This window comes from Bacillus sp. 7_6_55CFAA_CT2 (assembly GCF_000238655.1).
GTDB lineage: Bacteria > Bacillota > Bacilli > Bacillales > Bacillaceae_G > Bacillus_A > Bacillus_A cereus.
This window is the reverse complement of sequence record NZ_JH414716.1, coordinates 1-678: the sequence shown is the minus strand read 5'-3', so window position 1 is coordinate 678 and position 678 is coordinate 1. Positions and strand designations below refer to the sequence as shown.

The following is a 678-nucleotide window of genomic DNA, read 5'->3' as shown; positions in this document are numbered from 1 at the left end:
TTTGTAAATATTTTCAATTTTGTAGAAATATTTATTTAAATTTTGTAAATATTTGTAATTTATTTTATCAAATGGAAAATAGAGGTATTTATGGTGATATATAATAATGCATGTTCATTCAGCAAAAAAATACGTGATAAAAATCTAAGCACCTGTTCTATTTTTTCAGTTATCTTAGAAACCTTACTTCTTATTTACCACAACAAGAGAAGGCACCTTAGGGTGTCTTTATCTTGTTTGAGTAAACTCCTTTCTCACACTCCCTCTAAAAGATCACCATAAAAAAAGAAAGGCTCCTAAGGAGACCTTTCAATAGAATTTCATTACTCTGTAACACTATAAAATTAGTACCTCACTTAAGAAGTTTTAAAGGACAAGCTTGTTAAAGACGTTCCAACACTTATGTCGTCATTTAATGTAATTGAGAAACAAGCTACTAATGGCAATATAATAGTAATTGAGCCATCAGGATTAATTACTATACCTGGGCTAGATCCGCATTCCTCTCCACCACTTACAACTGATTCTGCCCCACCCCCAGGAGTAAGCGTAACTTTAAGACACACATCGATACAAATATCATTTACAGTCAATGCCATGAATTATCCCTCTCCCTAAAACAATTTATACATAAAATATGTAGTAAAAAGGGCTAATGACACAGGAAATTTCAAAAGA

The 678-nt window shown here is 31.6% G+C and carries 1 protein-coding gene; it reads right to left on the bottom strand.

The genetic code is table 11. The annotated features are described in order from the left end of the window. Nucleotides 1-356 precede the first annotated feature (356 nt). Nucleotides 357-599 (bottom strand): hypothetical protein, encoded by a 243-nt coding sequence (locus tag HMPREF1014_RS27145; RefSeq protein ID WP_001229530.1) that lies wholly within the window; start codon nt 597-599, stop codon nt 357-359. Between the last annotated feature and the right edge of the window lie 79 nt (nt 600-678).

Bases quoted from the DNA above. Each gene is read 5' to 3' on its own strand.
- HMPREF1014_RS27145 (WP_001229530.1), bottom strand. From the start codon at position 599: ATGGCATTGACTGTAAATGATATTTGTATCGATGTGTGTCTTAAAGTT.